Source organism: uncultured Pseudoflavonifractor sp., from assembly GCF_944387275.1.
GTDB classification, from domain to species: domain Bacteria; phylum Bacillota; class Clostridia; order Oscillospirales; family Oscillospiraceae; genus Pseudoflavonifractor; species Pseudoflavonifractor intestinihominis.
In genome coordinates, this window is sequence record NZ_CALXEG010000039.1 from 1 (window position 1) to 26,809 (window position 26,809).

Below are 26,809 nucleotides of genomic sequence, written 5' to 3' on the forward strand. Positions count from 1 at the left end.
ATCTTCTGGGCGTCAAAGGGGTTCTCGATGAAGTAGACCTCCATCTGGCTCTTGAGGAACTCGGTCATGGCCTCCTGAACGAACTTGTTGTTGATGGCCTTTTTGGTCTGGTTCTCGTAGGAGGTCTGGGTGGAGAAGTTGTTGCTCACCAGGATGAGGCAGTCCTGGATGTCGTTCCAGGTGATCTTGCTCTCGCTCTTCTGGTACTTGCCCTGGGCCTTCAGATAGCCGTCGATGGCGGAGACAAAGGCGGAGCGCATGGCCTTCTCCGGGCTGCCGCCGTGCTCCAGCCAGGAGGAGTTGTGGTAGTGCTCGATGATCTGCACCGCGTTGGAGAAGCAGAAGGACACGGACAGCTTCACCTTGTACTCCGGCTTGTCCTCCCGGTCCCGGCCCCGGCGCTCGGTCTGCCAGAACACGGGCTGGGTCAGGGGATTCTCCCCCGCCAGCTCCTTTACATAGTCCTCGATGCCGTTGTCATATTTGAACTCGGTGGTCTCGAACTTGCTCCCCACCTGGTTGCGGAACCGGAAGGTGACCCCCGCGTTGACCACGGCCTGCCGCTTCATCACGTCCAGGTAGTAGTCCACCGGGATGTTGATGTCGGTGAACACGTCCAGGTCGGGCTTCCAGCGGAACTTGGAGCCGGTCTTTTTGCCGCTCCAGGGCTCCTTTTTCAGTCCGCCGATGTTCTCGCCCTTCTCAAAGTGGAGGGTGTACTCAAAGCCGTCCCGGTGGATGACCGCGTCGAAGTATTCGCTGGCGTACTGGGTGGCGCAGGAGCCCAGGCCGTTGAGGCCCAGGGAGTACTCGTAGTTGTCGCCGTCGTTGTTGTTGTACTTGCCGCCGGCGTACAGCTCGCAGAACACCAGTTCCCAGTTGTATTTCTGCTCCTTCTCGTTCCAGTCCACGGGGCAGCCCCGGCCGAAGTCCTCCACCTCGATGGACTTGTCCTCGTACCGGGTGACGGTGATGACGGTGCCGTGGCCCTCACGGGCCTCGTCGATGGCGTTGGACAAAATTTCAAATACGGCGTGTTCGCAGCCCTCCAGCCCGTCGGACCCGAAGATGACAGCCGGGCGCTTGCGCACACGGTCGGCGCCTTTAAGGGCGGAAATGGACTCGTTGCCGTAGGTTTTGCTGGCTTTGGCCATTGCTTTCTCCTCGCATTACACAGTTTTACAGCATATTATTTTATCTCTAATTTGCCCCTCCTGTCAAGAAAAGGGCGGTATACCGGACCGTGAGCAAAAACGCCGGCGCCGTCTCCTATAGACGGCGCCGGCCCGGTGGGACATCGTCCGGGGGGAGGAGCCCTTGTCTCCCCCTCCGCCGGACGGGACAGGGCTGCTTTTTCTGCGGGAGGGGCGGTCTTGCGGCCGCCGCCCCCCGGCACGTCCTGCTCTTTTCGCCTTTCGCCGTGGGGCAGGGGTCCGCCCGATTGGGCGGACCCTGCCGGGCACCGGCTTAAAAAGAGAGGAGGTGCGCTATGCCTTGTCCGAGGGTAGTATGTGCGCCCTGCCGCCCGGTATGTATGGTTATTTTTGGTATAGAGCCTGTCATATTTGTCCAGAATGAACATACAATGCACCAGTACCTCACCATACGGAAAGGAGGCCGGTCTTATGGCCCAATCCGCCAGGACCCTGCCGTTCTGCAAAAAGCACCCCACCCCCCGGGAGGAGGAGCGGGACGCCCTGCTGGAGGGGCTCTCCCGCACCCGCACCCTCATCGCTCAGGCCTATTCCGGCTTCAACTCGGCCCGGGACCCGGACCTGATCGAATCCTACGTGTTTGAGATCAACTCCCTCCAGGCCCGCTACTCCTACCTGCTCCGGCGGGTCAAGGAGATGGACGGCGCACCGCTGAGAAGATAGGGGCTCCCCGCCCCGCCGCCCGGGTTCCGGCAGACTTTGCGCAGAGGTGAACGCTGTGGAATCCCTGGTGAATATGCTCCCCTGGCTCCTGGGCGGGCTGGTTGTGGTGGTGGCCATGGCCGCCCTTCAGAGGCCCCTCCGGGGCCTGGTCCGCCTGGTGGCCCGCACCGGCGTGGGGCTGGCAATTCTGTGGCTGCTGAGCAAGGTGGGCGGGCTCATCGGCGTGACCCTGGGGGTCAACCTGTTCAACGCCCTGGTGCTGGGCGTGCTGGGCGCGCCCGGCTTCGGGCTGCTGCTCATGCTCCCCTGGGCCCTGCGGTAGCCCCGCTCGACGGCGCGCCGACAAAATGCGCCGCTGTTCACAGAATTGTAAAATTGATGTGGTATGCTTGCTCTGATTTTAATGGAAGCAGGTGTACCACCCCGATGAAACGCAGAATTCTCTCCGCCCTGTGCGCCCTGAGCCTGGCGCTGTGCCTCACGCCCCTGGCCTGGGCTTCCGACTATGCCGATGTGAAGGACGGCTCCTGGTATGCCGAAGCGGTGCAGACCGTGACGGACAAGGGCCTGATGAACGGCACCAATTCCACCTCCTTCGCCCCCAACGCCTATGTGACCCGGGCCACGGTCATCACGGTGCTGTGGCGTCTGGAGGGCTGTCCCGAGCCCGCCAGCCAGACCGGCTTCCCCGACGTGGCGGCGGGCAGCTGGTGCGACAAGGCCACCCGCTGGGCCAGGGAGACCCAGATCGCCGACGGGTACAGCGACGGCCGCTTCGGCGCCGACGACCTGGTGACCCGGGAGCAGCTGGCCCTGTTCCTCAGCCGGTACACCTACTATAAAGGCCACACCCTGGCCCAGGGCGTGCTCAGCCTCTACCCCGACGGGGACAAGGTGTCCAAGTGGGCGGTGGACGGCATGAAGCACGCGGTGGGCGCCGGACTCATCACCGGCACCAGCGCCGGCACCCTCAGCCCCCTGGGGTACACCACCCGGGCCGAGCTGGCCGTGATCCTGGTGCGGCTGATGACCCCCGCCGCCGGCTGATCTCCCCTATTTTGTTTCCGAAACGCCCCGAAGGACGACCCTTCGGGGCGTTTTTCTTCTCCTCTCTCAAGTACGCTTGTGCTATTTTCTCTTCCATATTATAATATCGGCAGAGGATACAACGAGAGAGGAGGCGCTGATCTTGATTCGCGTTGCCATTGTGGAGGACGACCCCAAGGCGGTGGAGCTGCTCCGCTCCTACCTGGAACGCTACGAGAAGGCGGCGGGGATCGCCGTGGATGTGACGGTCTATTCCGACGGAGCCGAGGCGGTGGAGTGCTACACCCCCATCTACGACGTGCTCCTGCTGGACATCGAGATGCCCCATCTGGACGGCATGACGGCCGCGGGCCGCATCCGGGCGGTAGACCCGGATGTGATCATGATCTTTATCACCAATATGGCCAAGTACGCCATCAAGGGCTACGAGGTGGGCGCCCTGGACTTTGTGCTCAAGCCGGTGAGCTACTTTGCCTTTGCCCTGAAGATGGACAAGGCGGTGGCCACCCTGGAGAGCCGGGAGCAGCGGAGCCTGCTGGTGCCCACGGAGGACGGCATGCTCCGGCTGTCCACCCACGAGATTACCTACATCGAGGTCATCGACCACCAGCTCCAGATCCACACCGAGGGCAGGGTGTACACCATGCCTGGCACGCTGGCGGGCATGGAGGAGACCCTGTCCGGGGCCAATTTCGCCCGGTGCAACAAGGGTTACCTGGTGAACCTGCGCCATGTGGCGGAGAGCAAGGGCAATTCGGTGGTGGTGGGCGGCGACGAGCTGCTCATCTCCCGGCGGCGGCGGGAGGAATTCCTGGCCGCCGTGGCGGCCTACTACGGAGGTGGCGGACGGTGATGCCTCTGGCGGACTTTCTGGACCGGTCCAAGTTCACCATGGAGCTGCTCTTGTGCTGCATGCTGTTCTTCTGGCCCCTGAAAAAGCGCAGCCACGCCCCCTGGCGGATGGGCCTGGGCTTTCTGGCCTGCGTGGCGGCGGTGGCCCTGCAGCCCCTCTCCTCCCTTCAGTTCCCGGTGGGCTTTCTGTTGGCGGGGTGCTATGTGCTCTTCTGCTGCGACATCTCCCTGACCGACGCCCTCTACTGCATGGCCTGCGCCTACGCCACCCAGCACTTCATGTTCCTCACCCACACCGTGATCCACTATCTCCTGGGCCGGCCCCAGCCCGGAGCGGAGGATCTGGGGCCCTGCTACTTCCTGGTGGCGGTCGTGGTGGGCGCGGCCTTTTACCTGCTCTTTGCCCGCAGGCTGGCCGGCGACGCCCGCTACCACCTGGACACCCGCCGGGTCCTCTTCTCGGTGGTGGTCATCCTGGCGGTGGTGCTGGTGCTCAGCCTGGCCGCCAGCCGGGCCGCCGCCGCCGGTAATCCGGACCTGCTGCTCATCTGCCGGCTGTACGCCATGTTCTGCTGCCTGTTCTTCCTGTGGGTCCAGGTCAGCCAGGTCAACCAGCTGCGCCTGGAGCGGGAGGTGGTGCTCCAGCAGTACCTGCGCAGCCAGCAGAAGGACCAGTACCGCATCACCAAGGAGAACATCGACATCATCAACCGGAAGTGCCACGACCTGAAGCACCAGCTCTCCACCCTGCGCCCCGGCGGCGGCGCCGACCGGGAGCGGTATCTCTCCGAGCTGGAGGAGTCCATCCACATCTACGACTCCACCCTGGAGACGGGCAACGAGGTGCTGGACACCGTGCTCACCGAGAAGAGCTTGTACTGCGAGGCCCACCAGATCAACCTGACCTGCGTGGCCGACGGCCGCCCCCTCGCCTTCCTGGACAGCACGGACATCTACACCATCTTCGGCAACGCCCTGGACAACGCCATTGAGAGCGTCATCCAGCTGGCCGACCCGGAGAAACGGGTCATCGCGGTGTCCGTGTGGGCCAGGGGCGGGCTGCTGCTCTTCCAGTTCGAGAACTACTACGAGCAGGCCCTCACCTTTGAGGACGGCCTGCCCGTCACCACCAAGGAGGACAACGGCTACCACGGCTTCGGCATCAAGAGCATCCGCTACACCGCCAAAAAGTACGGCGGACAGCTGTTTATCAGCACGGAGCGCAACCTGTTCCTGCTGCGGGTGACCATCCCCATCCCCTCCAACTAGAGCCTGCTTCCCAGCCCCCGGGCGGCCCCGTGCCGCCCGGGGGCTTTTGGTTTTGCCGCGCCGTTTCGGGGGAAATTGAGACCGTTTGCGGAGGATTCCAAATTTTTTCTCTTGAGGCTGATATACTTCTCTACGAAGTGTGCACGGACACAATCCGTCAGCGCCAGAGGGAAAGGAGGCGAAACACCGCAAAACATGCGGTCCCCGTCCCCGCCGCACACAGGCGGCGGCGGACAAAAATTCCGGAATCTGGGAGGTTACTATGAAAAGAAAGGCATCCATCACACGCGGCCTGGCCGCAGTCATGGCATTTCTCATGCTCCTGACCATTTCGGCGTCCACCCTGATGTTCGAGTATGCCGGCGCCATCAACAGCGCCCTCAACGTGAGCACCAGCGAGATCATCACCGTGGACGACGGCACCGAGGTGGACACCGACTACTACACCAGCGAGTTCGGCACGGACTACACCAACAAGCAGTCCGCCCTCAAGCTGGAGATGGCCGTGGCGGCCGAAAACGTGCTCCAAGCCGAGGAGGGCACCGTCCTCCTCCGCAACGAGAACGCCGCTCTGCCTCTTGCAGCGGGCAGCCAGGTCACCATCTTCGGCAACGGCTCCTACAACTCCAACTCCAGCGCGTCCTCCATCTCCTCCATCCCCACCATGACCTTCATCTCCGCCATGCAGAAGGTCCTGGGCGCGGAGAACGTGAACACCACCCTGGCGGACAATGTGTACAGCAAGCTGAGCCAGACCACCAACACCGAGGTCATCGAGGCCCCCATCTCCGACGTGAAGGCCTATGAGTCCTCCTGGCAGAGCGGCTACAACGACGCGGCCCTGGTGGTCCTGACCCGAGTGGGCGGCGAGAGCAACGACAACGCCCTCTACGGCACCGACGGCAACCACATGCTGAGTCTGAGCACCAATGAGGAGGCTCTCATGTCCTACCTGAAGGACCAGAAGGACGCCGGCGTGTTCGGCTCCATCGTGGTAGTCATCAACTCCGAGGCCATGATGGAGCTGGGCTGGCTGGCCGACTACGGCGTGGACGCCTGCCTGCTGTGCGGCGACCCGGGCGCCGTGGGCTTTGAGGGCGTGGCCAACGTGATCGCGGGCAACGTGAATCCCTCCGGCCACACCGTGGACACCTACGCGGTCAACTCCCTGTCCGCCCCCGCCGTCACCTACGCCGGCGACAACACCCAGATGTGGGGCAACGTGGACGAGGTCAACGCCACCTGCACCGACACTACCAACGACGGCCGCGAGATCGACTACTACGTCATCTACGCCGAGGGCATTTACGTGGGCTACAAGTACTACGAGACCCGGTACGAGGACGCGGTCATGGGCAGCGGCAACGCCGGCAGCGCGGCGGGCTCCTCCACCGGCAGCGGCTGGAACTACGCCGACGAGGTGGCCTACACCTTCGGCCACGGCCTGAGCTACACCACCTTTGACCAGGTGCTCCAGGGCGTGGAGTTCGACGCCGACAGCGACAACTACATGGTGACCGTCCAGGTGACCAACACCGGTTCTGTGGCCGGTAAGAGCGTGGTCCAGGTGTACGCCCAGACCCCCTACGGCGACTATGAGAAGCAGAACGGCGTGGAGAAGGCCGCCATCCAGCTGGTGGGCTTCGGCAAGACCGACGTGCTGGAGCCCGGCGCCAGTGAGACCGTCACCGTGCCTGTGGAGCGGTACTTCCTGGCCAGCTACGATACCAAGGGCGCGGCGGGCTACATCCTCTCCGCCGGCGACTACTACCTGTCCATCGGCGACGACGCCCATGACGCCCTGAACAACGTCCTGGCCGCCAAGGGCTACACCACCGCCGACGGCATGACCGCCGACGGCAACGCCGACAAGACCTACACCTGGAACCAGGCCGAGCTGGACGCCGAGACCTACAACCTGTCCCGGTTCACCGGCGTGGAGGTCACCAACCAGTTCGACCACGCCGACCTGAACTACTACGGCATCGACTTCACCTACCTCTCCCGCAGCGACTGGGAGGGCACCTACCCCGCTGAGCCCGTGGTGGTGGACGCCACCGACCAGATGATGGAGGACCTGAATCTGGACTGGTACGAGACCCCCGCCGACGCCCCCGCCGTATCCGACTTCACCCAGGGCGCGGACAACGGCCTGTCCTTCATCGACATGCGCGTGGTGGACTATGACGACGACGAGACCTGGAATTCCTTCCTGGATCAGTTCACCGTGGAAGAGATGGCCTCCCTCATGCCCGACACCTTCGGCGTGGCCGGCATCGACCGGCTGGGCATCCCCGCCCAGGCCCGCGCCGACGACTGCCGCGGCGCCGGCACCCTGACCGCCACCGGCGAGAGCTCCCTGACCTGGGTGTCCGAGCCCACCACCGCCCGCACCTGGAACACCGACCTGTGCTCCTCCCGCGGCCGCTACCTGGCCCTGGAGTGCGCCTTCTGCGGCCTGAACGAGCTGTGGTACGGCGCCGGCAACCTGCACCGCACCCCCTTCGGCGGCCGCAACCACCAGTACGTCTCCGAGGACGGCAACCTGTCCTACATCGTCACCTCCTATGAGGCCGCTGCCATGCAGGAAAACGGCGTCAACTACGCTGTGAAGCACTTCGTCCTCAACGACCAGGAGTCCCACCGGGAGAGCCTGGCCACCTTCACCAACGAGCAGGCCCTCCGTGAGATCTACCTGCGGGTGTGCGAGGGCGCCTTCTGCGAGGGCGGCGCCCAGAGCGTCATGACCGCCTTCAACCGTCTGGGCGTCATCTACGCCGCCACCGACAAGGCCCTGCTCACCACCGTGCTGCGGGACGAGTGGGGCTTCACCGGCCACATCACCACCGACGGCTTCTCCAAGAGCTCCCTCTACAAGACCCACTACGAGGAGATGTTCGACGCGGGCCTCACCTTCTTCTGCCTGGACCCCGGCGAGACCGCCGCGGCCATCCAGTCCTTCATCGACGCCGGCGACGGCTATATGCTCCAGTGCCTGCGCCAGATGACCAAGCACAACATCTACGTGGCCGTCAACTCCGTGTCCGCCAACGGCCTGAGCAGCAACAGCGTGGTGGTCACCGTGGTGCCCTGGTGGCAGACCGCCATGCTCTCCGCCACCGCCGTGTTCGCCCTGGGCTTTGTGGTGTGCACGGTGATCTGCGTGGTCTCCATCTGCAAGGACAAGAAGCGCACCGCTGTACAGGAGGGTTGAGTTTATGAGTAAAGTAAAGAGTCTGAGCGCAAAGGCCAGTCTCCTGAGCGCGGCATTGAACCTGGTAACCCTGGTCATCTTCTGCATCTACGGCGCCGTGTACGACTACTTCGACACGGTGGTGTTCCTGGCCCTGGCCCTGGGCGTGGTGTGCGCCGTGCTCTACGCCCTGATGGACAACAAGGTGGCCCAGGTGCTCAACCTGGCCGCTGTGTTCTGCGTGTCCTTCGGCGTGGGCCTGTTCTTCCTCAACAGCTACCCCGTCTGGGCCGACCGGCTCAACAACATCACCATGTACGGCTCCCGGGGCACCCTGTTCCCCGTCATCTCCATCATGATCCTGTGCTTTGTCACCGTGATCATCGAGATCATCTCCTGCTTCACCAGAAAGGAGAGAAACTGACCATGAAAAAGCGCAAGCTTCTCCTGGGCCTGCTGGCAGGCCTGCTGTGCGTGAGCTGCACCGCCTGCGGCTCCTCCCTGGCGGAGAACACCGAGACCTACTTCTCCACCACCTCCGCCATCCTGAAGACCCTGTTCGCCTCCGGCCAGACCGACAAGCCCGCCGCCACCCCCGGCGCGGACAGCGACGCCGTCCAGCTGGACGCCCCCACCGACTTCACCGTGAGCGAAGACGGCAGCTACTCCTTCACCGGCGTGGACAACGCGGAGTACTACCTCATCTACTTCTGCGCCCCCGACGCTACCTCCGACGACGACACCTTCATCTACACCAGCGACCCCATTGAGGCCAACGACAGCAACACCTACTCCGGCCTCTTCTCCGACGCCTTCCAGTACGCCTTCGGCGACTACCTGGTGAAGGTGTACGCCTTCCCCGACCTGACCGACAACACCCACCGGATGTCCACCGCCGCCACCGCCGAGTACGTCTACACCGGCGACCAGAGCGCCCCTGAGATCAACTACTACTGGAACACCTTTGACGGCACCATGGGCGTGCAGGTGGCCAATCTGGACGCCTACCTGTACGAGGCCTATCCCGACAAGGTGGACGTGACCTTCACCAACACCGCCGACAGCAGCGACACCGTCACCCTGACCATCGACGGGGTCTCCGCCGACAACTTCGGCACCGAGACCGACGCCCTCACCCGGGGCGCCACCTACTCGGTCACCGCCGTGGCCACCAGCACCAACAGCTACGTGCTCAACCCCACGTCGGACACCACCACCGTCAGCGACGGCCTGACCCTGGGGGACAACCACCTCTTTGTGGACGGCTACTCCTACACCGACGGCTTCGCCAACAACATCTTCAACTGGCCCATCATGGCGGAGAACTTTGACCTGGCCAACGGCGGCGAGGCCGGCCACGTGACCAGCCTCCGGGGCGCCACCCCCTTCATGACCACGCCCACCACCGCCTCCGCCGGCTCCTCCTACACCTACACCCTTCAGGCCGGCAGCTTTGCCGCCGGCACCCTGGAGCTGTACCCCGACGGCACCTTCTTGGCCAATGAGACCGGCGGCGGCCCCGTCAACGCCAGCCACATCGGCGGCACCTGGACCGACAACGGCGACGGCACCGCCACCCTGAACTACGACCACAGCACCCTGGTCATCGAGTGATCCCCTCTCCTCCCTATTATAAAGCCGGACCCCCTCTGCTTCAGGCAGAGGGGGTCCGGCTTTTGCCGTATGGCGGAGCTGTGTTTTTCCCGGAATGTGCCGGGCTATCTCATGGAGAAATAAAAAAAGAAGGGCACGATTTCATCGTGTCCTTCTTTCCTGGAGCGGGTGACGAGGCTCGAACTCGCTACCTCCACCTTGGCAAGGTGGCGCTCTACCAGATGAGCTACACCCGCAAGCGACAGATGCTATTATAGCCGAAGCTCCTCCATCTGTCAACTCTTTTTTTCATTTTTTTCGAATTTATTTTTCCCGCTCTCCGGAGACCACGGACATCAGGGCGCCGCTCCCTCCGGACGGGGAGGCCTCGGCGGTCACCGGCGGCACATCGGTGGGCACGGGGATCAGGGGCACCGGGATGTCGGAGGGCAGGATGGTCTCCTCTGCCGCGGGCTGGAGGCCGCAGCTGGGGAACTCCTCCCGGTCCCACTGGTAGCCCTGCTCCGCCATCTCCGCGTCCTGGAGGGCAAATCCGTCGGCCCGGGTGGCGTCCACGTGGCGGCTCTCCCCGTCGGACAGGGTGACGATGTTCCAGTACCAGTCGGCGCCGTCCAGGGTGCCGGACACCACGGTGCACTCGATGCCCGTGTACTGGCACAGCAGCTGGTAAGCCAGGGCCATGCCCTCGCTGTCCGCCCGGCCCTCCACCAGGGCGGCGTAGGCGGTGTTGGCCCTGCGGCCGTCCTCGTCCCGCAGGCTGTACTGGGCGGTGCTCCGCAGCAGGTCAAAGAGGGTCCTGGTGCCCGCCTGGTCGGCCTTCACCTCCAGGTGGGCGGCGGCGCTGCTGAGCTGGGACACCAGCTTCTCCTTTTTCTTCTGGAGCAGCTCCGGGTCCTCCGGGTAGCTGAGCTGGATCTCCACAATCCGCACGCCGCCGGGGGCGGTCTCCTCCCCCTCCGGCAGGCCGGGATAGAGGGAAACCGTCACCTCGGGCATGCCCAGGGCGGACTCGGGGGTGTCGTAGTAGGCCTGCCGGACCAGCTCCCGGATGAACTCCTCATCCTCGTTGAAATAGGTCACCCGCAGCACCGCCTCTGCGCCAAAGGACCGCAGGGTGTCCTGGAGCTCCTCCCGGATGGCGCTGGTGCCGGTGACCGAGACGATGCTCTTCACCTGGTCCTGGGTGCGGCGGTAGCTGATGTACACGCTGACCTCGTAGTAGGAGACGATGTAGGAGCTCTGGGGCTTGATATAGCTGACGGCGTAGGCCCCCAGGGGGTACTCCTGGACGGCGTAGAGACAGGCGGCGTCCACATCGGCCTCCACGTCCCCCCGGTCGGGGTCATAGTTGGACAGGTGGACCACCCCGTAGGACATGCCCTGGTCGATGAAGTAGATCACCGCGTCCTCCAGCTGCTGGTAGGTCTCGGCGGTGATCACGTCCCCGTCGGAGGTCAGACCGTCCTCGTGGGGCTGGACCACGGTGTAGTTGTGGTCCAGCATGGAGGCGCAGCCGCCCAGCCCCAGGGCCAGCAGCAGGGCCAGGACCGCAATCAGTGCACGCTTCAAGGCCGCAGCCTCCTTTCCCGTTTCAATGCCGCTCAGTGGAGCAGCTGGTTTTCCCCGTCCACCGCCTCCATGGTGGTGCCGGTGCTGAAGTAGTAGGACAGGATCTCGGCGGCGATGCCCGCCAGGTCGGTGCCGCTGCCGCCGTGCTCCACCACCACGGAGACGGCAATCTCCGGGTTTTCGTAGGGCGCGAAGCAGACCAGCACGGCGTTGGACTCGCTGTCCACCTGGCCCACCTGGGCGGTACCCGTCTTGGCGCCCACCTCCACCGGCAGGTCGGCAAAGGCGTTCTTGACGCTGCCCTCGTTGGCCATCAGGTACATGCCGTACTTGACCGCCTCCAGGTTCTCCTGGCTGATGTCCACGCTGTCCAGCAGCTGGGGCTCGTACTCATAGACCACCTCAGAGAAGTCGCTGGACTTGACGTTCTGGAGGATGTGGGCGGAGTACCGGTTGCCGCCGTTGACCAGGGTGGCGACGTAGTTGGCCAGCTGGAGGGGCGTGACCTGGGTGTTGCCCTGTCCGATGGAGGCGGACAGCAGGTCGCCGCCGTACCAGGTGGTGCCCAGGGCCTCGCTGGTGGCGGGGCCGGCCACCCGGCCGCTGTACCCGCCCAGCTCAAAGCCGGTGCTCTCCCCCAGGCCGAACATGGCGGCGTACTGGTCGATCAGGTCAATGCCCAGCCGGTCGCCCAGGGTGAAGAAATAGATATTGCAGGAGTCCTTGATGGCGTGGGCCATGTCCTCCATGCCGTGGCTGCCGCCGTACTGGAGGTAGTACCAGCAGGCGGGGTGGTAGTCGCCGTAGGGGTACTTCTCCCCCTCCGGGTACTGGAAGCGGCCGGTGTCCCGGATCTTCTCCGAGGGGGTGGTGAGCCCCTCCTGGAGGGCGGCGGTGCCCACGATCATCTTGAAGGTGGAGCCGGGGGAGTACAGGCCGTAGATGGCCCGGTTGTTAAAGGGCTTGAGGGGGTTGTTGAGGGCCTCGTTGTAGAGGGCCGTGTTGCTGTAAATGGTGGTCAGGTCGTAGGTGGGATAGGAGGCCATGGCCAGCACGCCGCCGGTCATGTCGGTCACCACCACGGCGCCGCCCTCGGTGTACTCCGACTCCAGGCCCTCAATGCCGTTGGCCAGGGCCCGCTCCGCCACCTCCTGGAGGCGGATGTCGATGGTCAGGCTCACGTTGCCCCCCGGCTCGGGCTCCAGCGTCTCGCCGGTCTCGCTATCGGTGAGCCAGTACTGGGAGACGATCTTGCCGTTTGTATTGGTGTTGGTGGCCCGCTGTCCCGCGGTGCCCTTCAGGTAGGACTCAAAGGCCAGCTCCACGCCGTCCTTGCCCACGGTGTCGTCCATGGCATAGCCGTCGATGTTCTTGTAGTACTCCCACTCGTCGGGGTCCATGCTGCCCACCCGGCCCAGCAGATGGGCGGCGTAGGTGGTGTTGTACTGACGGACCGTGGTGGGCTCGATGGTGACGCCCACCAGCCCCTCCTCTTTGACCCGGGAGATAAAGTCGATGTCCACGTCCTGGGCGAACACGTAGGAGGTGCGCAGGAGGTCCAGGGAGCGCATCTTCAGCTCGCACAGCACCCCCACCAGGGCCCGGCCGTCCTCGGGGGAGACGCTGTCGTCCACCTCAAAGAACTCCTGCATCTTGGCCAGCAGGATGTCGGGCCCCTGCGCCGCCGCGTCGGTCCACTTCATCTGCTCCAGAAACTTCTCATACCGGGCCTGGCCCGTCTCGGTGAGGGTGTCGGTGTAGGTGAAGGGCTCGGTCATGGAGATGGGCAGCACCTGGTCGGTCCACTCCACCCCCTCCTCCCGGCAGATCTGCAGCAGAGCGAGCAGATTGGGGTTGCGCTTGGCCTCCTCCCCCATGAGGGAGGTGTCCAGGGTGACCTGGTAGACCGTCTTGTTGGACACCAGCACCCGGCCGTACCGGTCCAGGATCTGGCCCCGGGCGGCCTCCACGGTCTCGGTCTTGGTGATGTTGCGGACGGATTTCTCCCGGTAGTCGGCGCCGTGGACAACCTGGAGGTTGTGGAGCACGGCGGTAAAGACCCCGATGACCAGCACCAGGATCAGGACGACAACACGGAGACGGGCATGGAACTGTCTGGCTTCCAAGGGGTACCTCCTTACAGGCGGCCCGGGACCAAGGGGTTCCCGGGATCAGAACAGGGTTGCGAACTGGGTCCGGCTCCAGACCCAGTGGAAGATGGCGTAGATCAGGGGGGTGAAGACGATGGAGAAGAGGAACTCGGGGACCGCCACCTTCAGCAGGGCGGTCAGGTCGGCCACCTGGAACAGGAGCCGCCACCCCACCCGGAAGAGTTCGATGATAAAGAGCCCGGCGGCGGAGCAGATGATGCTGCCCACCAGGTTCTGCCGCACCAGGTACTGGGCGGTGATGCCCGCGGCAGCGCCCAGCAGGGTGAGGGACAATGTCATGGCGCCGTTGGTGCCGTACACCGCATCGCAGATCACGCCCACGGCCAGGCCGAAGCCCGCGCCGGGGGCGCCCCCCTCCAGCACGGCCACTGTGATGGCCGCCAGGGGCAGCAGGGTGGGCGACACGCCGAAGAGGTGGACCCGGCTGAGGACGTACACCTCCAGAAACCACACGGGTAAAAGGGCCAGGCCGTAGATCAGCCATTTTGTGAGGAAATCACGCTGTGTCATCTGCCCGCCCCCTTACTCCACGATGTCAAAGTCAGTGATGACAAACACCTGCTGCAGGTCGTTCAGGTCGGCGGAGGGGGTGATGATGGCGTACCGGGTCATGCCCGAGTCGTCGGTGTGGACCGTGTCCACGGTGCCCACCAGCAGCCCCGCCGGGTACACGCCGCCCCGGCCGGAGGTGAGCACCTCGTCCCCGGACACCAGCTCGGTGTTCTCGGGCAGGTAGCTCAGCTTCAGCTTGCCCTCCCCCATGAGGGCGAAGTCGCCCTCCAGGATGGCGGCGGTGTCGGTGCGGGCCAGGATGCCGCCCATCTCGGTGTCCGTGTCGATGATGGTGGTGACGGTGGCCCAGTTCAGGCCCACATTGGTGACCACGCCCACCAGGTTGCCGTACTCGTCGATGACGCAGTCCTCGGCGGCGATGCCCATGTTCTCGCCCTTGCTGATGGTGAAGGTGGAGTACCAGTTGGTGGCCTCCACGGCGGTGACGGTGGCCGACTCCAACGTCAGGTCCTTCCGCTGCTCCCGCAGGCCCAGCAGGTTGCGCAGCCGCTCATTCTCCCGGCTGTCCTCCTCGGCCTGGCGGACCTTCTCCTCCATCTCAGAAATCTGGATTTTCAGCTGCTTGTTCTCCTCCACCAGCTGGTCGTACTGGAAGGCGTAGTCGTACACCCCCTCGGCCCAGCCCACAAAGGCGTTGATGCCGTTGCGCACCGGCGTGGTGACAAAGCCCACCGCGTTGGCGATGGGGTTGGCCGTGCCGCCCAGGAGGACGGAGGTCACCAGCGTGATCAGGGCCAGCAGCACCGCAATAATGAGAATCAGCACGCCGTTATGGCGGAAAAAGTCTTTCAAAGCAACCTCCACCCCCGTCAGAGCGGGGCTTTCCAGCAGTTGTGTTTCTGTGCGGGCGTCTTACCCCTGCCGTGCGGCCAGCTTGAGGCAGTCCACCCCGAAGCGGGCGAGCATGCCGCTCAGGCGGCACACCGGCAGGCCCATCACGTTGTAGTAGTCGCCGCTGATGCCCTGGATGAGCAGGGCGCCGTAGCCCTGGATGCCGTAGGCCCCGGCCTTGTCCATGGGCTCGCCGGTGGCGATATAGTCCTCGATCTCCCGCTCGCTCAGCTCCCGGAAGGTGACGTCGGTGACCTCATGGGCGGTCTGCTTCTCCCCGCCCCGGCACACGGTGACGCCGGTGTGCACCTGGTGGCGCACGCCGGAGAGGGCGGAGAGCATCTTGAAGGCGTCCAGCTCGTCGGCGGGCTTGCCCAGCACGGAGCCCTCCAGGGCCACCACCGTGTCGGCGGCGATGACGATGGCGTCCTCCCCCGCCTTGCCGGCCACGGCGGCCGCCTTCTCGGCGGACAGGCGTCGGACCAGCTCCTCGGGGGGCAGGCCGTGGAACGCGCTCTCGTCCACATTGGGGGAAATGGTCTCAAAGTCCCGGATGCCCATCCGCTCCAGCAGCTCTTTCCGCCGGGGGGACTGGGACGCGAGAATGATTTTCATAGTCTGACTCTCCTTTTTACTTTCCCGTGGAGCCGAAGCCGCCCTGGCCCCGCTCCGTCTCGTCCAGGCTGTCGCACACCTCCAGCTGGGCCTGGACCACCGGCATCACCGCCAGCTGGGCGATGCGGTCCCCGGGGGAGACGGTGTAGGGCGTGTCGGACAGGTTGGTGAGCCCCACCCGGATCTCCCCCCGGTAGTCGCTGTCAATGACGCCCACGCCGTTGGAGAGGGTGACGCCGTGCTTGATGCCCAGGCCGGAGCGGGCGAACACCAGGGCCACGTACTCCGCCGAGGGCAGGGCGATGGCGATGCCGGTGGGGATGGACACCAGGGCCCGGGGCGCAACCGTCACCGGCCCGTCCACACAGGCGCACAGGTCCATGGCCGCCGCGCCGGCGCTGGCGTAAAAGGGCGCGGGGATCTCCTTGCCGATCTTGGGGGATACATACTTGATTTTCAGGTTCATATTGCCTCCGGAGGGCTGCCGCCCTCATGTTTTAATAATTCCATTATACCCGGACAGAGGATTCCCTTTACTCCACGTCCCGGTAGTACAGGCCCCGGGTGTACTCGCCGGGGGTCCAGTCCCCCGTCCCCCGGTACCGCCCGGCCACCCGGGCGCACTCGTCGGGGGTCTCGGTGGTAAACAGGAGCCGCTGGGCCCACAGGCCGATGCGCTGGTAGTCTCCCTGCCGGTCGGCCAGGAACAGCTTCTGGCAGTTGAGGATCTCGTTGCGGCAGCCCGGCGCCTTCACCACCGGGAACTGCTTGCCCTTCCGGTCGGTGAGCAGGTTCTGGTTCTGGCAGTTGCAGCGGCCGGACCGGTTCTTGATGACGCAGCTCTCCATGATCATCAGGGGCAGGCGGCCGTAGGTGATGAGCTCGGTGTCCATGGGCTTGGAGATGTCCCGGATCTGGGCCAGCTTCAGCTCAAAGGACAATGTGGCCGACGTCAGCCCCATCTTCTTGAGCTCCTTGAGGGCCTGGGCGTTGTACACCTCCAGGCCGTAGTCCCCCCGGAGGGTGAAGCCCAGCTCCCTGGCGATGGGCAGCATGCCCAGATTGCCCACCAGGGCGTCGGTGACGCCCAGCTCCCTGGCCTTCTCCAGCTGCTTCACCAGCTCGTCCCGCTCCCGGTCCCAGGCCACCCGGGGCAGGGTGACGGCCACCCGGCCCTTGGCCAGCTCCACAGTCTCCGGGTGGGCGTACAGCTCACCGGCGGGCACGTAGACCAGGGCGGGGTCCTGCTCCATCAGCGCGGCGGTGACCTGCTCGGCCCGGAGGACCGACACGGTCAGCTCGGGGGCCTCCTTGCGGTTGTTGTACCGGACGCCGGCGTGGAACTCCCCGCTGCGCCGCTCCGGCACAGCGGTGCGCTGGTTGGACAGGTCCTCCAGCACCTCACGCCGCATGGCGTTGAGGGCGGACAGGGGCAGGGACAGCCCGTCCTCCACCAGGGTGCGCACCCTGTCGCACCGGTAGGGGGTGCCGCCGGTCTTGGAGAGCTGCTCCTCCACCTGTCCGGCGGTGATGGAGCGGGTGCGGGCGGCCTCGGGGACGGGGCCCTTGACGGTGGCCACCCGTCCGTCGCCGTCCTCCACGCCCACCTGGGCGGGCTCTCTGGGGCGGATCATGGCGTAGAAGGTGACGGGCACCCGGGGGTTCTCCCTCTGGTACATGGCCCGGGCCTGGGCAAAGAGCTCCTTGGGCTCCTTGGTCTCCTGCCGGACGCCGAACATGTCCGGCCCCTGCCTGTCCATATAAAACCCGTCGGTAAAGCCCTGGCGGGAGAAGGCGGCGGTGAGCTGCTCGATCTCCTCCGGCGTGGGCTCCCGGTTCTCCTTGATGGCCCTGGCGTAGATGGAGATGACCACGGCCACGTACTCGGGCCGCTTCATGCGGCCCTCGATCTTCAGGCAGGCCACGCCCATCCGCTTGAGCTCCTGGATGTGGCCGGCCATGGACATGTCCTTGAGGGACAGGGGGTTGCCGTCGGCCTTGCCGTTCCAGCCGTACTTCAGGCGGCAGGGCTGGGCGCACAGGCCACGGTTGCCCGACCGGCCCCCGATCATGGAGGACATGAAGCACTGGCCGGAGTAGCACATGCACAGGGCCCCGTGGCCGAAGACCTCGATCTCGATGGGGGAGTTCTGGCAGATGTAGGCGATCTGGTCCCGGGACAGCTCCCGGGAGAGCACCACACGGGTCATGCCCAGGTCGGCGCACAGCTTCACGCCGTCCAGGTTGTGGACGGTCATCTGGGTGGAGGCGTGGACGGGCAGGTCGGGGGAGGCCTGCCGCAGCACCCGCAGCATGCCCAGGTCCTGGACCAGCACCGCGTCCACCCCGATCTCCCCGGCCTCGGCGGCCAGCCGGGCGCCCTCGGGCAGCTCCCGGTCGGTGAGCAGGGTGTTGAGGGTGAGGTACACCTTCACCCCCCGCAGATGGCAGTAAGAAACCGCCGCCGCAAATTCCTCCCGGGAGAAATTCTTCGCGTTGCGGCGGGCGTTGAAGTCACCGTATCCCATGTAGACCGCGTCGGCGCCGGCCTGTACGGCGGCGGTCACCGCCTCCATGGAGCCGGCGGGGGCCAGCAGTTCCAGCATAGCGTCCTCCTTGTCCGTTCTTTTGTGTGCAAATGAAAAGGGCCGCCGGTCCGACGGGATGACCCCGCCGGAGGGCGGCCCCTCTGTGCTTATTTCTTCTGGTTCTGGAGCTTGAAGATCTCCCGCTTGGCCTCGGACAGCTCCATCTTCAGCTTGGTGGCCTCCTCCAGGTACTCCTTGAGCTGGCGGCGCAGATTCTCGCTGGCCTCCACCTCCTTGAAGTACTCGTCGGCGATGTTGACGGCGGTGAGCACCGCGCCGTCCACCAGAGACACCCGGGCGCCCTCCAGCACCTGCTTCATCTGGGTGTCCACATGCTGCGCCACCTTCTCCACATAGCCCTGGTCCTCGGTGGCCACAAGGGTATATTCCTGTCCGGCGATGGTGACTGTGACGCGGTTTTTCATGGCGACCCCTCCAACTGGATATTATCTCCGCCCGCCCCCAGGGACGGACGTCCGGACCGGCGGAAGCCCCTTCCGCAGGCAGTCTCCCCCTGGCCCGGTTCTGTAAACTTCATGATAAGCAGCAGTTTATTCAACGGATATTATTATAGCATACGCGCCAAGGTTTTTGAATGAATTATTTATAAATTTTCCGTCTCTGTCCCCCTGCTCCAGTGGTGGTTTTTACAGCCGCTCCAGGATGCCCCGGATGACCCCCGCGTGGGCCTCCTCATCCCCGGCCAGATCCAGGTAGAGCGTCCTCAGGGCGCTGTCACCGGTGCGCCCGGCGGCGGCGCGGTAGGCCTCCGCCCCGCGCCGCTCCGCCCAGTACCGCGCCCGCAGGGCCGCCATCCAGCCCCCTGCCGGCAGCTCCGGCTCCACCGGCGGCCAGAAACGCACCCCGGACAGCAGGAAATAGGCCGCAGACAGCCGTCCGGCGTGGCGGCGCTCGTCTGCCGCCACACCCATCAGGGTCCGGCCGCTGCCGCCGGGCAGGCGCCGGGCTAGGGCCTGGTAGGTCCGCCAGTCGGACAGCTCGTCGGCGATGAATTCCTGGAGGACCGCCCCGTCCCCGCCGGACTGCTCCGCCGGGACGGGGACCAGTCCGGTCTTCCGCTCCTCCGCGGGCTGGGCGGGGGCCGGAACCGGCGCGCCCTTCTGCCCCTCCATGGCCGGGACGGCAGCGTGCTTTTCCCCCTCCTCCGAGTAGAGGGTGAAGGGACAGTCGGGCCGGTCCTCCGGCATCACCCGCCGCCACACCCGTTCAAATACCTCCCGGTCCGCCCCGCACTGGCCGGGCCCCAGGTTGCTGTGCTCGCTCATTGGGCCTCTCCTCCTGTTATTTCAGAGTTTTCAGACCATACTATGCCCGGGGAGGAAAAATTGCGACCCATTGAACACTTGTATTCCTAGCTAAATAGTGGTATAACTATATCCAGACTTGTCCAAACACTCTAGGCAGGACCGCAGGCATAATTGTGCGGGGTTGCCTCTGTAAAGGAGTCAAACATATATGCTGGAAATTCGCGACCTCTGCTATGAGGTAGACGAGGCCGACCGCACCCTGGGCATCCTCCAGGGCATCAGCCTCACCATTCCCGAGCACAAGTTCGTGGTGGTCACCGGCCCCAACGGCGGCGGCAAGACCACCCTGGCCAAGGCCATCATGGGCATTGTGGAGCCCACCGGCGGCCAGATCCTCTGGAACGGCCAGGACGTGACCCACATGAGCATCACCGACCGGGCCCGGCTGGGCATCAGCTACGGCTTCCAGCAGCCCCCCCGGTTCAAGGGTCTGCGGGTGCGGGACCTGCTGTCCATGGCGGCGGGCAACGACAACATGACCCGGGACGAGGCCTGCCAGTATCTCACCCGGGTGGGCCTGTGCGCCAAGGACTACATCGACCGGGAGGTGGACACCTCCCTCTCCGGCGGCGAGGTCAAGCGCATTGAGATCGCCACCATTCTGGCCCGGAAGTCAGGCCTGATGATCTTCGACGAGCCCGAGGCGGGCATCGACCTGTGGTCCTTCGCCCGGCTGACCGAGACCTTCCGGGACATCCACGACCGGCGGGACGCCACCCTCATCGTCATCTCCCACCAGGAGCGGATCATCGACCTGGCTGACGAGATCATCATGATCTCCGGCGGCAAGATCGCCAAGCAGGGACCCAAGGACCAGATCTTCCCGGAAATTCTGGCCAATACCATCTCCGGATGCAGCTATCTCACTGAGGGGGCGAAGGCATGAATCAGGTAGACATTCAGCTTCTGCGGGAAATCGCGGACCTGGAGCGCACCCCTCAGGGTGCCTACAACATCCGCAAGAACGGCCAGCTGGAGGGGCGCTCCAACTCGGCCAACATCACCATCGACTCCAAGACCGACAAGCCGGGCATTGACATCCACATCGCCCCGGGCACCAAGCACGAGTCGGTCCACATCCCGGTCATCGTCACCCAGACCGGCCTGAAGGACCTGGTGTACAACGACTTCTACATCGGCGAGGACTGCGACGTGGACATTGTGGCCGGCTGCGGCATCCACAATTCCGGCTGCGAGACCGCCGAGCACGACGGCGTCCACACCTTCTACGTGGGCAAAAACGCCCGGGTGCGCTATGTGGAGAAGCACTACGGCGAGGGCGAGGGCACCGGAAAGCGCATCCTCAACCCCCAGACCGTGGTCTACCTGGAGGAGGGCGCCTTCATCCAGCTGGACACCACCCAGATCAGGGGCGTGGACTCCACCAAGCGGGAGACCAAGGTGGTGGTGGGCCCCCGGGCCGAGGCGGTCATCAACGAGAAGCTGCTCACCCACGGCACCCAGACTGCCGAGAGCGACATGGAGATCATCCTGGACGGCGAGGACGCCAGCGGTCGGGTCATCTCCCGCTCGGTGGCCCAGGACAAGTCCCAGCAGGTGTTCTACCCCCGCATGACGGGCAACGCCAAGTGCTTCGGCCATGTCCAGTGCGACTCCATCATCATGGGGGAGGCCAAGATCTCCTCCATCCCCGCCATCTCCGCCAACCACGTGGACGCCCAGCTGATCCACGAGGCGGCCATCGGCCGCATCGCCGGGGACCAGATCACCAAGCTGATGACCCTGGGCCTCACCGAGGAGGAGGCGGAGGAGCGCATCCTCAACGGCTTCCTGCACTAAGTACTTCACGATATGCAAACCGGGTCCCGGCGTATTGCCGGGACCCGGTTTTTCTCTCTATTTGTCCTCCGGCCCTTTTTTCAGCGCCAGCTGGCCGCCGCAGCGGCAGCGGTACCGCTCCGGGTGGAGCACCACGCTGGAGGCCCTGGCCCGGATAAACTCGGTGCCGCACCGGGTGCACACCAGCACGTACCTGGCTTTCTTCTGCTCTGGCAGGCCCAGGGCCTCCCAGGTGCCGGTGCGGGAAATGTGGTACCCCCAGCGCCGGTTCATCCGTTCGGCATAGGTCTGCCACCTGGGGCCGTGGTTGCCGCAGCCCCGGCAGGTGTGGAGCACCTCATGGGCCAGTACTTCCCGCACCGCCCCCTCCCCCGCCGGCAGCAGCCGGGCGGAGATCTCGATGATATACCCTTCCGGGACCGGACGGCAGCAGCCCAGCCGGGCCACCGCCCGGGTGTTGAGCCGGACATGGGGATCGATGCGGTCCAGGGGCACCGGCACCAGCGCCTCTCTGGCCTCCTTCACCACCCTGGCCAGCAGGGCGTCCACTTCCTGCTCCTCCATGTCCGTTCCCTCCTTCCAAATATCGGCCCCCATTATACCATGCCCCGCCCGCAAAGAAAAGGCCCTTGCTTTTCCCCCTCCGGGCTGGTATAATCGATCTTGCCAAAGGATGGCGCAGATGCGCCGTCTTACTTGTGCACAGTGTCGAAGAGAAGCGCAGGATGGCTGAAGGCCGCTTTGCGCCCTTTTTTATGTGAGAGGGGGAGCGGAATGGACGCCCGGGCGCTGTTTGACCTGCTGGCCGACGGGCCGGTGATCGCCGCCGTTAAGGACGGGGACGGCCTGTCCGCCGCCCTGGAGAGCAGCGTGCCGGTAATCTTCCTGCTCTATGGGGACATCCTCACCGTGGGGGATGCCGCCGCCCGGTGCCACGCCGCAGGAAAGGCGGTGTTCGTCCACCTGGACCTGGTGGAGGGACTGTCGCCAAAGGAGATTTCCGTGGACTTTATTGCCCGGAGCACGGTGGCCGACGGCATCATCTCCACCCGCCCCGCCCTGACCCGCCGGGCCAGGGAGCTGGGCCTGCTGGCGGTACAGCGGATCTTTCTGCTGGACTCCATGGCCCTGCGCAACGTGGAGCGCCACTTCTCCCCCGACGCTGCCGACCTCATTGAGGTGCTGCCGGGGCTGATGCCCAAGATCATCCGTAAAATCTGCGCCACCACCGGCAAGCCGGTCATCGCCGGCGGGCTCATCTCCGACAAGGAGGACGTGACCGGCGCGCTGGGCGCTGGGGCTGTGGCCGTGTCCACCACCAACCCGGCGGTGTGGCGCATGTAGCGCCGCCGCAGGCGATTTAAATCGAATATCTCCCGTTGTTTCATGAGATTGAGAGCGAAACAGGGCCTGTCCCCGGCTGGGGCGGCTTTGTCTCGCTCTTTTTTGTTGCATTAGGAGGGATTATGTTGTACGACGTCATTATCATCGGCTGCGGCATCACCGGCGCGGCGGCAGCCTTCCATCTGTCCAAGTACAAGCTGAGCATCTGTGTGCTGGAGGGGGCCAACGACGTGTCCTGCGGCACCACCAAGGCCAACTCCGCCATTCTCCACGCCGGGTACGACCCGGAGCCGGGCACCCTCATGGCCCGGTTCAACGTGCGGGGCGCGGAGCTGGCGGCTCAGTTGTGCGAGGCGCTGGACGTGCCCTACCGCCGGTGCGGCTCCTTTGTGGCCGCCTTCACGGAGGAGGATGAGCAGACCCTGCAAACCCTGCTCCGCCGGGGGCAAGCCAACGGGGTGTCCGGGCTGGAGATCCTCACCGGCGACCAGGCCCGGGTCCTGGAGCCCAACCTGTCCCCCCAGGTGCGGGCCGTACTCCACGCCCCCACCGCCGCCATCTGCTCCCCCTGGGAGTACTGCCTGGCCCTGGCGGAGACGGCGGTGGTCAACGGCGCGGAGCTGAAGCTGGAGCACACCGTCACCGGCCTGGAGCGGATAGAACAGGGCTGGCGGGTGCATACCAACTGGGGGGACGTGGAGGGCCGGTTCGTCCTCAACGCCGCCGGGCTGGGGGCCCAGGCCGTCCACGAGATGGCCGCCCCTCGGGACTTTGTGCTCCGCCCCTCCCGGGGCCAGTACTATCTGCTGGACAAGAGCGAGGGGGACCGGGTGGGCAGGGTCATCTTCCAGTGCCCCGGCCCTCTGGGCAAGGGCGTGCTGGTGACCCCCACCGTCCACGGCAACCTGATGGCGGGCCCCAACGCCGAGCCGGTGGAGGGGGACGACACCGCCACCACCGCCGCCGGGCTGGACTTTGTCCGCCGTACCGCCGCCCGCTCGGTGCCCTCGGTGGCCTTTGGGGCGGTGATCCGCACCTTTGCCGGAGTGCGGGCCGCCACCGACCACAGCGACTTTATCATCCGGGAGGCGGCCCCCGGGTTCTTTGACCTGGCGGGCATCTGCTCCCCCGGCCTCACCGCCGCCCCCGCCATCGCCGAGTACGCCGCCGGGCTGCTGTCCGCCGCCGGGCTGGAACTGGAGGAAAAGCCGGATTTTGTGTGCACCAGGAAGCGCATCCGCTTCAAGGAGCTGCCTCTGGCGGAGAAGGCGGCTCTGGTGGCCGCCCGGCCGGAATACGGCCGCATTGTGTGCCGGTGCGAGACGGTCACCGAGGGAGAGATCCTGGACTGCTTCCGCCGTCCCATCCCGCCCCGCTCCCTGGACGGGGTCAAGCGCCGGGTGGGGGCCGGGCTGGGCCGGTGCCAGGGCGGCTTCTGCGGCCCGCGAGTGGCCGAGCTGCTGGACCGGGAGCTGGGTCTGGGCGGCAGAAAGCTCTTGCAGGAGAACGCCGGCAGCTGGATGCTGGCCGGGGAGACCAAGGGAGGGATGAGCCATGTATGATCTGATCGTCATCGGCGGCGGGCCCGCCGGTCTGGCTGCCGCCTGGGCCGCCTGGGAGAAGGGCCTGCGGTCCATCCTTCTGGTGGAACGGGACAGGGAGCTGGGGGGCATTCTGAATCAGTGCATCCACAGCGGCTTCGGCCTCCAGTATTTCAAAGAGGAGCTCACCGGCCCGGAGTACGCCGGGCGGTTTATTAAGCTGCTCTCGGACACCGGCGTGGAGGTTCGGCTGGAGACCATGGCGCTGGAGATCGCCCCCGGCCCGGCAGTCCACATGGTGGGCCCCGGGGGATACGCTGTGGAGGAGGCCAAGTCTGTGGTACTGGCCATGGGCTGCCGGGAGCGGACCCGGGGGGCCATCGCCATCCCGGGCACCCGGCCCGCCGGTGTACTCACCGCCGGGGCGGCCCAGCGGTATGTGAATATGGAGGGCTGGCTGCCCGGCAAGCGGGTGGTCATTCTGGGCAGCGGGGACATCGGCCTCATCATGGCCCGGCGCATGACATTGGAGGGGGCGGAGGTGCTGGCCTGCGTGGAGGTCATGCCCTACTCGGGCGGCCTGAACCGGAACATCGTCCAGTGCCTGGAGGACTTCAACATTCCCCTCTACCTGTCCCACACGGTGACCGACATCAAGGGCCGGGACCGGGTGGAGCAGGTGGTGGTGTCCAAGGTGGACGAAAATCGCCGCCCCATTCCGGGCACCGAGATGGTCTTTGACTGCGACACCCTGCTGCTGTCGGTGGGCCTCATCCCGGAGAACGAGCTGACCCGGCAGGCCGGCATTGAGATGGACCGCCGCACCGGCGGCGCGGTGGTGGAGGAGAACATGGAGACCTCCATGCCCGGCGTGTTTGCCTGCGGCAACGCCGCCCACGTCCACGACCTGGTGGACTTTGTCACCGCCGAGAGCGCCCGGGCCGGTGAGGCCGCAGCCGAGTATGTGCTGTCCGGCGGCGCCTCCGCCGGTGACGCTGTGACCATCACCCCCGGCGGCGGGGTAAACTACACGGTGCCCCAGCGGCTGCGGCCGGACCGGGCAAAGGGGGGCTGCGGGGTGTTCTTCCGGGTGGGCCGGATTTTTGGCGACAGCCGGATCGTGGTGTCCTCAGGCGGGCAGGAACTGGCCGCCTTCCCCCGGCGGCACATGGCCCCCGGCGAGATGGAGCGCATCACCCTCTCCCCCGCCCTGCTGTCCCGGGCTGGGGAATATCTGACCATATCGGTGGAGGAGGCGACCGGGAGATGAAAAACTTAGTCTGTATCGTGTGCCCCAGGGGCTGCCGCCTGGCGGTGGACGAGGAACAGGATTACGCCGTCACAGGAAACGGCTGTCCAAGAGGAGCGGAGTATGGTAGAATAGAGCTGACCAACCCCACCCGGGTGGTCACCTCCACGGTGCGCTGCGTGGGCGGCGTCCATCCCCGCTGTCCCGTCAAGACCGACCGGCCCATCCCCAAGGCGCTGGTGCGCTCTGCCGCGGCGGCCCTGGACGGCGTGACGCTGACCGCACCGGCGGCGCTGGGCCAGGTGGTGCTGCCCAATGTATGCGGCACCGGGGCCAATTTCGTCACCACCCGGGCCATCTGACGGACCATCAACTCGACAGGAGGCATCGCCATGGACAAGTATATTCTGGCGCTGGACCAGGGCACCACCAGCTCCCGCGCCATTCTCTTCGACAGCGAGCAGAACATTGTGGGCATCTCCCAGAAGGAATTCACCCAGATCTACCCCCGGGAGGGCTGGGTGGAGCACGACGCCATGGAGATCTGGTCCTCCCAGTACGCGGTGATGATGGAGGTCATCGCCCAGACCGGGGTATCCCCGGCGGACGTGGCGGCCATCGGCATCACCAACCAGCGGGAGACCACCATCCTGTGGGATAAGGCCACCGGGCGGCCCATCCACAACGCCATCGTGTGGCAGTGCCGCCGGACGGCGGAGATCGTGGACGGCCTGCTGGAAAAGGGCCTGGGGGACCACATCCGGGCCGTCACCGGCCTGATCCCGGACGCCTACTTCTCAGGCACCAAGATCAAGTGGATTCTGGACCACGTGGAGGGGGCCAGGGAGAAGGCCGGTCGGGGCGAGATCCTCTTCGGCACGGTGGACAGCTGGCTGCTGTGGAAGCTGACCGGCGGGGCGGTCCACGCCACCGACGTGACCAACGCCTCCCGCACCATGCTCTTTGACATCCGCCGCCTGGACTGGGACGACACCCTGCTCCAGGCCCTGGACATCCCCCGGGCCATGCTGCCGGAGGTGCGCTCCTCCAGCGAGATCTACGGCTATGCCGACATCCAGGGCGCCCGGGTGCCCATCGCGGGCATGGCGGGAGACCAGCAGGCCGCCCTCTTCGGCCAGACCTGCTTCTCCCCCGGCGACGCCAAGAACACCTACGGCACCGGCTGCTTCCTGCTGATGAACACCGGCTCCGCCCCCTGCGAGAGCAAGAACGGCCTGCTCACCACCATCGCCATCGGCCTGGACGGGGGCGTGCAGTACGCCCTGGAGGGCTCGGTATTCGTGGGCGGCGCGGTGATCCAGTGGCTGCGGGACGAGATGCGCTTCTT

The 26,809-nt window shown here is 65.5% G+C and carries 25 protein-coding genes, 1 tRNA gene and 1 pseudogene; 15 read left to right on the top strand and 12 right to left on the bottom strand.

Annotated elements, in window-relative coordinates:
- Window positions 1-1,154: pseudogene (locus tag Q0K23_RS09965) on the bottom strand (ATP-binding protein); the annotation flags it as partial.
- Window positions 1,155-1,625: 471 nt separating this feature from the next.
- On the opposite strand from Q0K23_RS09965, the gene Q0K23_RS09970 reads away from it, so the two are divergent.
- The 8 genes from Q0K23_RS09970 to Q0K23_RS10005 all read left to right on the top strand — a co-directional run bounded on the left by Q0K23_RS09970 (window position 1,626) and on the right by Q0K23_RS10005 (window position 9,852).
- Window positions 1,626-1,877 carry a YaaL family protein gene (locus Q0K23_RS09970; protein ID WP_294521537.1) on the top strand — a complete coding sequence of 84 codons (252 nt, stop codon included), beginning with the start codon at window positions 1,626-1,628 and terminating at the stop codon, window positions 1,875-1,877.
- A 55-nt stretch (window positions 1,878-1,932) separates the two neighbouring features.
- Window positions 1,933-2,199 (top strand): pro-sigmaK processing inhibitor BofA family protein, encoded by a 267-nt coding sequence (locus Q0K23_RS09975; protein WP_294521542.1) that lies wholly within the window; start codon window positions 1,933-1,935, stop codon window positions 2,197-2,199.
- 104 nt (window positions 2,200-2,303) lie between these two features.
- Window positions 2,304-2,924, top strand: coding sequence for an S-layer homology domain-containing protein (locus Q0K23_RS09980; protein ID WP_294521546.1), 621 nt, complete (start codon window positions 2,304-2,306; stop codon window positions 2,922-2,924).
- Window positions 2,925-3,066: 142 nt separating this feature from the next.
- Window positions 3,067-3,777: a LytTR family DNA-binding domain-containing protein gene (locus Q0K23_RS09985; RefSeq protein ID WP_294521549.1), complete on the top strand. Its 711-nt coding sequence runs from the start codon at window positions 3,067-3,069 to the stop codon at window positions 3,775-3,777.
- Window positions 3,777-5,045 (top strand): ATP-binding protein, encoded by a 1,269-nt coding sequence (locus Q0K23_RS09990; RefSeq protein WP_294521604.1) that lies wholly within the window; start codon window positions 3,777-3,779, stop codon window positions 5,043-5,045. The genes Q0K23_RS09985 and Q0K23_RS09990 overlap by 1 nt, the downstream gene beginning before the upstream one ends.
- Before the next feature lie 262 nt (window positions 5,046-5,307).
- Complete coding sequence (locus Q0K23_RS09995) at window positions 5,308-8,259, top strand: glycoside hydrolase family 3 protein (RefSeq protein ID WP_294521552.1); 2,952 nt, start codon at window positions 5,308-5,310, stop codon at window positions 8,257-8,259.
- Between the two features lie 4 nt (window positions 8,260-8,263).
- Window positions 8,264-8,662 (top strand): hypothetical protein, encoded by a 399-nt coding sequence (locus Q0K23_RS10000; RefSeq protein ID WP_294521554.1) that lies wholly within the window; start codon window positions 8,264-8,266, stop codon window positions 8,660-8,662.
- 2 nt (window positions 8,663-8,664) lie between these two features.
- A complete protein-coding gene (locus Q0K23_RS10005; RefSeq protein WP_294521557.1) occupies window positions 8,665-9,852 on the top strand; it encodes a hypothetical protein in 1,188 nt (395 codons plus the stop codon).
- 160 nt (window positions 9,853-10,012) lie between these two features.
- Here the strand turns inward: Q0K23_RS10005 and Q0K23_RS10010 are convergent.
- From Q0K23_RS10010 to Q0K23_RS10055, 10 genes are all read right to left on the bottom strand, one after another.
- A tRNA-Gly gene (locus Q0K23_RS10010) sits at window positions 10,013-10,088 on the bottom strand.
- A 67-nt stretch (window positions 10,089-10,155) separates the two neighbouring features.
- On the bottom strand, window positions 10,156-11,421 hold the full coding sequence (locus tag Q0K23_RS10015) for a transglutaminase domain-containing protein (protein ID WP_294521560.1): 1,266 nt from the start codon (window positions 11,419-11,421) through the stop codon (window positions 10,156-10,158).
- A 32-nt stretch (window positions 11,422-11,453) separates the two neighbouring features.
- Entirely contained in the window at window positions 11,454-13,547 is a 2,094-nt protein-coding gene (locus Q0K23_RS10020; protein WP_294521562.1) for a penicillin-binding transpeptidase domain-containing protein, read from the bottom strand.
- Between the two features lie 45 nt (window positions 13,548-13,592).
- Window positions 13,593-14,102, bottom strand: coding sequence for a rod shape-determining protein MreD (gene mreD, locus Q0K23_RS10025; protein WP_294521566.1), 510 nt, complete (start codon window positions 14,100-14,102; stop codon window positions 13,593-13,595).
- A gap of 12 nt (window positions 14,103-14,114) precedes the next feature.
- Window positions 14,115-14,957, bottom strand: a complete 843-nt coding sequence (gene mreC / locus Q0K23_RS10030) for a rod shape-determining protein MreC (RefSeq protein ID WP_294521569.1) — start codon at window positions 14,955-14,957, stop codon at window positions 14,115-14,117.
- A gap of 60 nt (window positions 14,958-15,017) precedes the next feature.
- Window positions 15,018-15,611: a nucleoside triphosphate pyrophosphatase gene (locus Q0K23_RS10035; RefSeq protein WP_294521572.1), complete on the bottom strand. Its 594-nt coding sequence runs from the start codon at window positions 15,609-15,611 to the stop codon at window positions 15,018-15,020.
- A gap of 16 nt (window positions 15,612-15,627) precedes the next feature.
- Entirely contained in the window at window positions 15,628-16,077 is a 450-nt protein-coding gene (gene dut, locus Q0K23_RS10040; RefSeq protein ID WP_294521574.1) for a dUTP diphosphatase, read from the bottom strand.
- A 67-nt stretch (window positions 16,078-16,144) separates the two neighbouring features.
- Entirely contained in the window at window positions 16,145-18,217 is a 2,073-nt protein-coding gene (locus Q0K23_RS10045; protein WP_294521577.1) for a U32 family peptidase, read from the bottom strand.
- 89 nt (window positions 18,218-18,306) lie between these two features.
- Complete coding sequence (locus Q0K23_RS10050; protein ID WP_294521579.1) at window positions 18,307-18,624, bottom strand: cell division protein ZapA; 318 nt, start codon at window positions 18,622-18,624, stop codon at window positions 18,307-18,309.
- A 222-nt stretch (window positions 18,625-18,846) separates the two neighbouring features.
- Complete coding sequence (locus Q0K23_RS10055) at window positions 18,847-19,485, bottom strand: ferritin-like domain-containing protein (protein ID WP_294521582.1); 639 nt, start codon at window positions 19,483-19,485, stop codon at window positions 18,847-18,849.
- Window positions 19,486-19,675: 190 nt separating this feature from the next.
- Between Q0K23_RS10055 and Q0K23_RS10060 the strand changes: the two genes are divergently transcribed.
- Both Q0K23_RS10060 and Q0K23_RS10065 read left to right on the top strand, forming a co-directional pair.
- Window positions 19,676-20,413, top strand: coding sequence for an ABC transporter ATP-binding protein (locus Q0K23_RS10060; RefSeq protein WP_294521586.1), 738 nt, complete (start codon window positions 19,676-19,678; stop codon window positions 20,411-20,413).
- A complete protein-coding gene (locus Q0K23_RS10065) occupies window positions 20,410-21,327 on the top strand; it encodes a SufD family Fe-S cluster assembly protein (RefSeq protein WP_294521589.1) in 918 nt (305 codons plus the stop codon). Before Q0K23_RS10060 ends, Q0K23_RS10065 begins: the two co-directional genes overlap by 4 nt.
- Before the next feature lie 57 nt (window positions 21,328-21,384).
- On the opposite strand, the gene Q0K23_RS10070 is transcribed toward Q0K23_RS10065, so the two are convergent.
- On the bottom strand, window positions 21,385-21,891 hold the full coding sequence (locus Q0K23_RS10070; protein WP_294521591.1) for a SprT-like domain-containing protein: 507 nt from the start codon (window positions 21,889-21,891) through the stop codon (window positions 21,385-21,387).
- A gap of 210 nt (window positions 21,892-22,101) precedes the next feature.
- Here Q0K23_RS10070 and Q0K23_RS10075 point away from each other — a divergent pair, with 210 nt between their 5' ends.
- The 5 genes from Q0K23_RS10075 to Q0K23_RS10095 form a co-directional block, all read left to right on the top strand.
- Window positions 22,102-22,671: a glycerol-3-phosphate responsive antiterminator gene (locus Q0K23_RS10075; protein ID WP_294521594.1), complete on the top strand. Its 570-nt coding sequence runs from the start codon at window positions 22,102-22,104 to the stop codon at window positions 22,669-22,671.
- Between the two features lie 122 nt (window positions 22,672-22,793).
- A complete protein-coding gene (locus tag Q0K23_RS10080; protein WP_367179060.1) occupies window positions 22,794-24,233 on the top strand; it encodes an NAD(P)/FAD-dependent oxidoreductase in 1,440 nt (479 codons plus the stop codon).
- On the top strand, window positions 24,226-25,482 hold the full coding sequence (locus Q0K23_RS10085; RefSeq protein WP_294521597.1) for an NAD(P)/FAD-dependent oxidoreductase: 1,257 nt from the start codon (window positions 24,226-24,228) through the stop codon (window positions 25,480-25,482). Before Q0K23_RS10080 ends, Q0K23_RS10085 begins: the two co-directional genes overlap by 8 nt.
- Complete coding sequence (locus tag Q0K23_RS10090) at window positions 25,479-25,823, top strand: DUF1667 domain-containing protein (protein ID WP_294521599.1); 345 nt, start codon at window positions 25,479-25,481, stop codon at window positions 25,821-25,823. Before Q0K23_RS10085 ends, Q0K23_RS10090 begins: the two co-directional genes overlap by 4 nt.
- A 30-nt stretch (window positions 25,824-25,853) precedes the next feature.
- Window positions 25,854-26,809 (top strand): glycerol kinase GlpK (locus Q0K23_RS10095; RefSeq protein WP_294521602.1); only part of this gene is annotated, 956 nt, incomplete at its 3' end.

Excerpts from the sequence above, each read along its gene's own strand:
- Q0K23_RS09970 (WP_294521537.1), top strand. The coding sequence starts at position 1,626 with ATGGCCCAATCCGCCAGGACCCTGCCGTTCTGCAAAAAGCACCCCACC.
- Q0K23_RS09980 (WP_294521546.1), top strand. The coding sequence starts at position 2,304 with ATGAAACGCAGAATTCTCTCCGCCCTGTGCGCCCTGAGCCTGGCGCTG.
- Q0K23_RS09990 (WP_294521604.1), top strand. The coding sequence starts at position 3,777 with ATGCCTCTGGCGGACTTTCTGGACCGGTCCAAGTTCACCATGGAGCTG.
- Q0K23_RS09995 (WP_294521552.1), top strand. The coding sequence starts at position 5,308 with ATGAAAAGAAAGGCATCCATCACACGCGGCCTGGCCGCAGTCATGGCA.
- Q0K23_RS10000 (WP_294521554.1), top strand. The coding sequence starts at position 8,264 with ATGAGTAAAGTAAAGAGTCTGAGCGCAAAGGCCAGTCTCCTGAGCGCG.
- Q0K23_RS10005 (WP_294521557.1), top strand. The coding sequence starts at position 8,665 with ATGAAAAAGCGCAAGCTTCTCCTGGGCCTGCTGGCAGGCCTGCTGTGC.
- mreD (WP_294521566.1), bottom strand. The coding sequence starts at position 14,102 with ATGACACAGCGTGATTTCCTCACAAAATGGCTGATCTACGGCCTGGCC.
- Q0K23_RS10035 (WP_294521572.1), bottom strand. The coding sequence starts at position 15,611 with ATGAAAATCATTCTCGCGTCCCAGTCCCCCCGGCGGAAAGAGCTGCTG.
- dut (WP_294521574.1), bottom strand. The coding sequence starts at position 16,077 with ATGAACCTGAAAATCAAGTATGTATCCCCCAAGATCGGCAAGGAGATC.
- Q0K23_RS10045 (WP_294521577.1), bottom strand. The coding sequence starts at position 18,217 with ATGCTGGAACTGCTGGCCCCCGCCGGCTCCATGGAGGCGGTGACCGCC.
- Q0K23_RS10050 (WP_294521579.1), bottom strand. The coding sequence starts at position 18,624 with ATGAAAAACCGCGTCACAGTCACCATCGCCGGACAGGAATATACCCTT.
- Q0K23_RS10055 (WP_294521582.1), bottom strand. The coding sequence starts at position 19,485 with ATGAGCGAGCACAGCAACCTGGGGCCCGGCCAGTGCGGGGCGGACCGG.
- Q0K23_RS10060 (WP_294521586.1), top strand. The coding sequence starts at position 19,676 with ATGCTGGAAATTCGCGACCTCTGCTATGAGGTAGACGAGGCCGACCGC.
- Q0K23_RS10065 (WP_294521589.1), top strand. The coding sequence starts at position 20,410 with ATGAATCAGGTAGACATTCAGCTTCTGCGGGAAATCGCGGACCTGGAG.
- Q0K23_RS10070 (WP_294521591.1), bottom strand. The coding sequence starts at position 21,891 with ATGGAGGAGCAGGAAGTGGACGCCCTGCTGGCCAGGGTGGTGAAGGAG.
- Q0K23_RS10075 (WP_294521594.1), top strand. The coding sequence starts at position 22,102 with ATGGACGCCCGGGCGCTGTTTGACCTGCTGGCCGACGGGCCGGTGATC.
- Q0K23_RS10080 (WP_367179060.1), top strand. The coding sequence starts at position 22,794 with ATGTTGTACGACGTCATTATCATCGGCTGCGGCATCACCGGCGCGGCG.
- Q0K23_RS10085 (WP_294521597.1), top strand. The coding sequence starts at position 24,226 with ATGTATGATCTGATCGTCATCGGCGGCGGGCCCGCCGGTCTGGCTGCC.
- Q0K23_RS10090 (WP_294521599.1), top strand. The coding sequence starts at position 25,479 with ATGAAAAACTTAGTCTGTATCGTGTGCCCCAGGGGCTGCCGCCTGGCG.